The 6931-nt window shown below is 45.5% G+C and carries 7 protein-coding genes and 1 pseudogene; 6 read left to right on the top strand and 2 right to left on the bottom strand.

Features of this window, described 5'->3' with window-relative positions:
- Nucleotides 1-213: pseudogene (locus tag QVA83_RS13000) on the bottom strand (hypothetical protein); the annotation flags it as partial.
- Between the two features lie 184 nt (nt 214-397).
- Here QVA83_RS13000 and QVA83_RS12995 point away from each other — a divergent pair.
- The 3 genes from QVA83_RS12995 to pedF all read left to right on the top strand — a co-directional run bounded on the left by QVA83_RS12995 (nt 398) and on the right by pedF (nt 4181).
- Nucleotides 398-1306, top strand: a complete 909-nt coding sequence (locus tag QVA83_RS12995) for a substrate-binding periplasmic protein (protein ID WP_287498534.1) — start codon at nt 398-400, stop codon at nt 1304-1306.
- Nucleotides 1307-1600: 294 nt separating this feature from the next.
- Complete coding sequence (locus tag QVA83_RS12990; protein ID WP_014977357.1) at nt 1601-3388, top strand: PQQ-dependent methanol/ethanol family dehydrogenase; 1788 nt, start codon at nt 1601-1603, stop codon at nt 3386-3388.
- Between the two features lie 295 nt (nt 3389-3683).
- Nucleotides 3684-4181, top strand: coding sequence for a cytochrome c-550 PedF (gene pedF, locus QVA83_RS12985; protein ID WP_014950662.1), 498 nt, complete (start codon nt 3684-3686; stop codon nt 4179-4181).
- 144 nt (nt 4182-4325) lie between these two features.
- Here pedF and QVA83_RS12980 read toward each other — a convergent pair whose 3' ends face one another.
- Nucleotides 4326-5258 (bottom strand): AEC family transporter, encoded by a 933-nt coding sequence (locus QVA83_RS12980; protein ID WP_014950661.1) that lies wholly within the window; start codon nt 5256-5258, stop codon nt 4326-4328.
- A gap of 184 nt (nt 5259-5442) precedes the next feature.
- On the opposite strand from QVA83_RS12980, the gene QVA83_RS12975 reads away from it, so the two are divergent.
- The 3 genes from QVA83_RS12975 to QVA83_RS12965 all read left to right on the top strand — a co-directional run.
- Nucleotides 5443-5703, top strand: coding sequence for a hypothetical protein (locus QVA83_RS12975; protein ID WP_287498533.1), 261 nt, complete (start codon nt 5443-5445; stop codon nt 5701-5703).
- Nucleotides 5666-6070 carry a GGDEF domain-containing protein gene (locus tag QVA83_RS12970; RefSeq protein WP_278346719.1) on the top strand — a complete coding sequence of 135 codons (405 nt, stop codon included), beginning with the start codon at nt 5666-5668 and terminating at the stop codon, nt 6068-6070. Before QVA83_RS12975 ends, QVA83_RS12970 begins: the two co-directional genes overlap by 38 nt.
- Before the next feature lie 105 nt (nt 6071-6175).
- A partial coding sequence (locus QVA83_RS12965) for an adenosylhomocysteinase (RefSeq protein ID WP_287498532.1) occupies nt 6176-6931 on the top strand: 756 nt, incomplete at its 3' end.

The raw sequence follows: 6931 nt of genomic DNA, 5'->3' as shown, positions 1-6931 counted from the left end.
AGATGTGCCCGCAACTTTTATGTAAATGACCACAATAGTGGCAAAAGAGGCCTGTCGTGCAGCTTGTTGAGCCTGTGAAGGTTGCGCTTCATTGAATGCGAGCGCGCTGTTTAAAAACGACAACAGAAGGCAACAAAAAAGTGACGCTACACACTTTTGATAACGCTTACCGGTTAATCGTCCTTCAACCGTGCTTTTTACACCCTTTGCCATATACCACCCCGAGCTCAGCTGCATGCTTTTGCTGATTTCTGTTTGTCTGACATAAGGGTATATGGCAATTTTCCCGAAGAACATCCTCCTAAAGGAGGAATGCTATGGCGCTAAAGTAGCATTAGTAAAATCACGCTAACCCCTTAGTATGCTTAAGAAGTTCGATTGAATAAGTGGGTAAGCTGTGCAGTTAGTTAAACCTTTTCGAGTTATTTTCATTTTACTCTGCCTGATAACGGGTTCTGCGCTTTCTGCGTTCGTGCAAGCAAGATCGTTAGACGATATTAAAGACAGCGGTTTAATTAGAATTGCGGTGTACACCGACTATCCTCCATTTTCATTTATTGAAAACGACAGCCCCGCAGGTATTGATATTGATATCGCCCGTGAAATCGCGAGCGCCCTAGGTGTTGAGCTAGAACTGATATGGATGACACCAGGTGAAACGACAGAGGACGATTTCAGAAATTACCTATGGAAGGGCCATATTATCCACCGCATTAAAGCTGATGTGATGATGCGCGCGCCTTACGACCCCAGTTTTTCTCAAAAACGTGACGACGTGGGTTTGTTGGTTAATGAGCTTGTTCATATGTTTGCCCCCTATCAGCGTGAAAGCTGGCAAATCATTCATAACACGCACACCTTGCCCGAAGTGGAAACCATGGGCATGTTTCAGTATCACACAATTGGTGCGGAAATAGACAGCATTCCCCACTTTTACTTAACGTCAGCGTTTGGCGGCAGATTGCGAGAAAAAACATCGCACTATGGTTCAAACGCAGAAGCGATTGACGCAATGAAAGCAGGAACCGTCGAAGCGGTAATGGGATTGCGCTCGCAAATATCCTACCTCAGTCAGTTTGTTGATAATGAGCAATATCGCCTTGCAAGCAACGCGTTTCCGCTCATCGGAAAGCAAAAGTGGGACATAGGACTTGCTGTTCATACTAATTATCGCGCGCTTGGCTATGAAATTGGTGATGTAATTACGCGAATGGTGGTCGAGGGCGATATGCAACGGCTATTTGAGAAATACAAAACCATTTATGAGATGCCGCCCTATTTTGCGGGGCAAGAGCTTTCAGAATAAGCGCCCTCTGAACAATAGCGTTCAGAACGAAAGCACTTTAGGCAATACTTCTGTGGCCATCAGCTTTATTATCTTAAGCACTGCTATCAGTATTGGAAGAACGCATTTCTTTAAAAAGACGTGAAAGCGTAAAGGCGTTAATCAAAAGGGAAAATAGCCCTTCATTCCTCCTCCTAAAGGAGGAGTCAAATCACTCCGCTGTTGCATAGGCATCGACATCCCCCCTAGCTATGCTAATCCTAACGAATAGTCTGAAACAGACCATTTATGGCCTACATGCAACTAGGAACCGTTATGAATAATAATATGCCAATTAAAAAACTTGCCTTATCTATGCTGGTTTGTGCAAGTGCGTTAACTCCTGTCCATGCTGTTGTCACCGACAAAGATATTCAAAATGACCACGTTACCACTGATGACGTAGTGACGTATGGAATGGGCTTGAAAGCTCAGCGCTACAGCCCGCTCACCGCCATCAACCGCGATACAGTAGAAGAAGTACGTCCCGTGTGGGCGTTTTCATTAGGTGGTGAAAAGCAGCGGGGTCAAGAATCGCAGCCTCTGGTAAAAGATGGCGTGATGTATGTAACCGGATCTTACTCTCGTGTGTGGGCCATCGATGCGAGAACTGGTGAAGAGCTATGGCAATATGAAGCGCGTTTGCCAGACGGCATTATGCCTTGCTGTGACGTGATAAACCGTGGCGTTGCGCTTTACGATAATCTGGTCATATTTGGCACCTTGGATGCCAAGTTAGTAGCACTGGATAAAGACACGGGAAAAACTGTTTGGAAGAAAAAAGTTGAAGACTACCGAGCGGGCTACGCCATTACTGCAGCGCCTATTGTAGTTGACGGAAAAGTCATTACAGGGATTTCCGGTGGTGAGTTCGGGATCGTCGGTAAAGTGTATGCTTACGACGCGAAGTCTGGCAAACAGCTATGGGTTAGACCTACCGTTGAAGGGCACATGGGGTACTTATGGAAAGACGGTAAGAAAACCGAAAATGGTATTTCAGGTGGCGCGCCAGGTAAAACATGGCCTGCTGATTTATGGAAAACCGGTGGTGCAGCAACGTGGCTAGGTGGTACTTACGACTCAGATACAGGCTTGCTATTCTTCGGTACGGGTAACCCTGCACCGTGGAACTCTCACCTACGTCCGGGCGATAACTACTTCTCGTCGTCGCGCTTAGCTATCGACCCTAATACAGGCAAAATTGTGTGGCACTTCCAAACCACACCACACGATGGCTGGGACTTCGATGGCGTAAACGAGCTTATCTCGTTTGACTACCAGGAAAATGGCAAGACAGTGAAAGCGGCGGCAACCGCCGACAGAAACGGCTTTTTCTACGTCCTTAACCGCGAAAACGGTGACTTCATTCGCGGCTTCCCGTTTGTTGATAAATTAAACTGGGCAAAGGGACTGGATGAAAAAGGTCGACCTATCTACATTGAAGAAAATCGCCCAGGAAGCCCAGCGCAATCAGCTGATGGTAAACAAGGTGCACAGGTCGTAGCGCGTCCTGCGTTCTTAGGTGGTAAAAACTGGATGCCAATGGCCTATTCAAAGGATACTGAACTCTTTTATGTGCCTTCAAACGAATGGGAAATGGATATCTGGAACGAGCCTACCTCTTACAAAAAAGGTGCAGCGTACCTTGGTGCGGGTTTCACCATCAAATCAGTGAATGAGGACTTTATCGGCGTACTTAAAGCGATTGACCCCAAAACAGGTAAAACCGTTTGGCGCTATAACAACTTCTCTCCGCTTTGGGGCGGCGTGTTAACCACAGGTGGTGGTCTGGTTTGGACCGGTAACCCTGAAGGTTATCTTATGGCCTTTGACGACAAAACTGGCGAAATGGTTTACAAGTTCCAAACTGGCTCAGGTATTGTTGGCTCTCCAGTGACATGGGAAATGGATGGTGAGCAGTACATCTCTGTACTATCAGGATGGGGCGGCGCAGTGCCATTATGGGGCGGTGAAGTTGCAAAACGCGTGAAGCACTTCAACCAAGGCGGCACCGTGTGGACGTTTAAATTGCCCAAGCGCTATCAGCAGGTGGCAAAAAACTAACCTTAGCTGAGCAGTATATAGTGATTAATACATGGCCAGCGCCTAGGTGCGCTGGCCTTTTTTTCTTCACCTATTCATTTACCTGTTAGCAAGGTAAGTCTTCATCATTCTTATGGGCGTTATTTCGACTCTGACTTTAGCACTAACGTTGAAGCAGCTATTGTAAAGCTTGCGCTTTCAGTGGCTATCATTGTGGCCTCCTACCAAAGGAGGAGCCTTTCAAAACCAAAGTAGAGTTACCCCTTATTTCCTCGTACGTATACTTAATTCATAGTCTTTTGAGGATGTATGAATTATGAAAACAAAAATATCGATGTTGTTTGCGGCACTCGTGGTGACTGGCTTGTCTGGCCACGTGCTTGCACATGGAAATGTTATCCCTCAAGGAGCAGATAGCTCAGCTATGCCGCCAATCACTGATGGCGATGAGTCTGAAAATGGCTGGGTGTTTGAAAACCCATATCGAAGCCTTGATGAAGAAACCAAAACGAAGGTCATCAAGTTTGGTGAGTCAGCTTATGCAAATAACTGTGCAGGTTGTCACGGCTTGCACGCGCAGTCTGGCGGAATAAACCCAGACCTTCGTGAACTCGACCCAGAAAGTTTTGAAGACGACGAATGGTTCGTTGAGCGCTTGCGTTTTGGCTCGGCGAAAGGCATGCCTGCACTTGGCGGTATTCCTGAAGGTCAAACCGATCCTATCTTAGACCAAGAGACACTTTGGGCTATTAAAACCTACGTTGAAGCACGTCGCGTTGTGGCCATTGAAGAGGGTGAGATCGAAGCAGATTAGGGCGACGTCTGTTACGCCTTTTTCGCCGGGTTAACGTCGAGTTACCCGGCGCTTTTCGTTTCCAATACCGTCTAACAACACATCAATAGCTTCACTCTTCACTGTTTATAAACTTAAAATGCGCTTAACAAAGGCGTATTTTCATCACACCAGCTGTAGTTTACTTAATATTCCAAAGGCGAGGGCGGTAATAGGCAGAGATGCCAATGTGCTCACTGCGATGATACTTGCCGCCAAACGATAATCACCGCCTAAGTTTCTAACCATGACATAGCTTGCTGCAGCAGTAGGTGAAATGGCGAGAAGAAGAACAATGCCCAGCTCCATACCTCTAAATCCAAAAGCATAAGCAAACGCGACTAATATGGTGGGATAAACCACGCATTTACTGGTTGTGCTAAGCACAATGTTAAACCAGTCACTGGAGAATGAGCGGAACTGTAGGGAAGCTCCGGTACAAATAAGTGCAAGTGGCAGTGTTAGCTGCGCAAAGTATTCACCGGTTTTTATCAAGGTGGTGGGCAATTGCCATTCGAAGTAAGAGAAGGGGAGCGCTGCCGCGATAGAAAGAATCAGCGGGTTTTTCGCCATGCCAGTAACTTGACCCAACAAAGAACGCGACGTGCCTTGATAAAAATTAAGAACAAAGACAGACAATACGTTAAACAATATAGTAATACACCCCATATAGACCGAGGCTACAGCAAGCCCTTCTTGCCCATAGGTATTGGCACAATAAGCAAGGCCAATAATGCCCATATTGGCTCTGAAACCGCCTTGTACAACCACACCTCTGGCTTTGTACGGATGTACGGTCAGATGAGAGGTAATCATCAGAGCGGCAAAAACAATGAGCGTGCCCATAACTCCAACGCCTATCAGCGATAGGTTGGCGGCTTTAGAAAAGTCTGCTCGCGCTATCGATAAAAATAATAGCGCAGGGAGCGCAACGTTAAATACCAGTTTAGATCCAGCTTCTATAAATCCTTCATTGAGCCATTTAATGCGAAAAAATAGCCATCCCATTAACAGAAGGATCAAAACAGGAATCAGCGTGCTGGTAATAAAACTAAGCATAAAAGATACGTAAGCCTTTACATGTGGAAACGAAACAACATAAAAACGCATTTGTAGAATATTGATGAATTTAACCTATTCACAAACGGTTTTGATAAGCGTAACTTAATATTTATATAAGAAAGGGTTGCCGATACAAAAGCTTGCCCTGTGTTTAAAAGCCCCTATTCAAAAGAATTGATGTATGAAAGCACTTCTTTTATTTATTGGTTTTGTAATAGTTAATTGCTTGTGGGGCGGCCTCTCTCACGCTTACGCTAAAAATACTGCGTCTTTAGATAAAATGCAGTTAGTTAACGACAAGCTGTGGATGTATTACGAGGAAGGTAGTCAGCTTACTGCTGAAGACATCCTGACTAAATATCAGCAGAATACACTTATAAAAAATACTAAAGGGCGCGTTAGTTATGGGTTCACTGGTAACACGGTTTGGGGGGGCTGTTGAATTAGATTCATATAGTGTTCTTGTTACTCATATTGCTAAAAATAGCCCAATAAAAGTCGCTGAAGAAATTAAAGGGCAAGTTAGGGGCTCTGACATTACCTTTCGCTGGGGCGGAGAAGAGTTTTTGGTATTTTTGCCCCATACTCGGGTGCATTACGCCAAGCAAATTGCCAAGAATCTCCGCGTACACCTTTTCACCCACGACATCAACAAATTCATACGAGTGACAGTAAGTATAGGTGTGGCAGGAACCTCGCCAGGCGAAGAGGATATAAATGTTCTCATTAAACAGTCAGACCAAGCCTTGTACCTAGCGAAAGCAAAAGGTCGAAACAAAGTGGTGATTTGGGAGGAAGATTCAGAATAAGAGGAAATAACCAATAGGAGAAATAAAGGGAAGTATCTAGCTGATTTATAAATACAGCATTCTCACGTATGATTCTGCTTTTCATTTTCTCAGAGTATCCTTTTCATGTACCAAGATTTTCAAGCAGAGTTGGCGTGGGCTAGCCTTCATATGCCGCGCACTCGTAATGCCATTGCATCACTTCCCGATCTGTCGAACGTTAAACTTGCTTGCAACATGCATTTAGATTTGAAAATGGCGCCTTTGGTTGAAGGGCTACTTTCACGAGGATGCGACATTTTTCTTACCACGTGTAACCCCACTACAGTGCAAGATGACGTGGTGTCTTACCTTGTTGATAAAGGCGCAACGGCCCATGCATGGCTTGATATGAGCGAGGCTGACTGGTCTGAGTCATTCGATAAAGCGCTGGCGTGGCAGCCTACCCATTTGTGTGAAATGGGCGCAGATCTGACAACTCGACTTCACGAAAATATAAAAGCAAATAAACCAGTACCGAGCATTGTATCGGGCTTAGAAGCAACGGGCTCTGGCATTAACCGTTTAAATGGTATGGCGCCAAACTATCCAATATTTAACTGGGATGATTTGCCGGTAAAAGAAGGGCTTCACAACAGGCACATGGTGGGTTTAAGCGCATGGCAAACCTTCTTCCAAACCACTCATCTAACTCTGCACGAAAAAGTAGTGGTTGTTATTGGTTATGGTTTGGTAGGGCAGGGCGTTGCCGCCTCGGCTAAAGCGTTCGGGGCACAGGTTCAAGTAGCAGAACTTGACCCAGCAAGAGCGCTTCAAGCGAAATACGACGGCTGGCCAGTGGTTGATTTAAATGAAGCTGCTAGTCAAGCTGACGTTATTGCT

The organism is Alteromonas sp. AO-Serp, assembly GCF_017849675.1.
Taxonomy (GTDB): Bacteria; Pseudomonadota; Gammaproteobacteria; order Enterobacterales; family Alteromonadaceae; genus Alteromonas; species Alteromonas macleodii.
The sequence above is the reverse complement of the archived record's forward strand: the minus strand, read 5'-3'. Positions and strand labels throughout refer to the sequence as shown.

What these genes read in the sequence shown, in the direction of transcription:
- QVA83_RS12975 (WP_287498533.1), top strand. Translation starts at nt 5,443, where the DNA reads ATGAAAGCACTTCTTTTATTTATTGGTTTTGTAATAGTTAATTGCTTG.
- QVA83_RS12980 (WP_014950661.1), bottom strand. Translation starts at nt 5,258, where the DNA reads ATGCTTAGTTTTATTACCAGCACGCTGATTCCTGTTTTGATCCTTCTG.
- pedF (WP_014950662.1), top strand. Translation starts at nt 3,684, where the DNA reads ATGAAAACAAAAATATCGATGTTGTTTGCGGCACTCGTGGTGACTGGC.
- QVA83_RS12970 (WP_278346719.1), top strand. Translation starts at nt 5,666, where the DNA reads ATGGGTTCACTGGTAACACGGTTTGGGGGGGCTGTTGAATTAGATTCA.
- QVA83_RS12990 (WP_014977357.1), top strand. Translation starts at nt 1,601, where the DNA reads ATGAATAATAATATGCCAATTAAAAAACTTGCCTTATCTATGCTGGTT.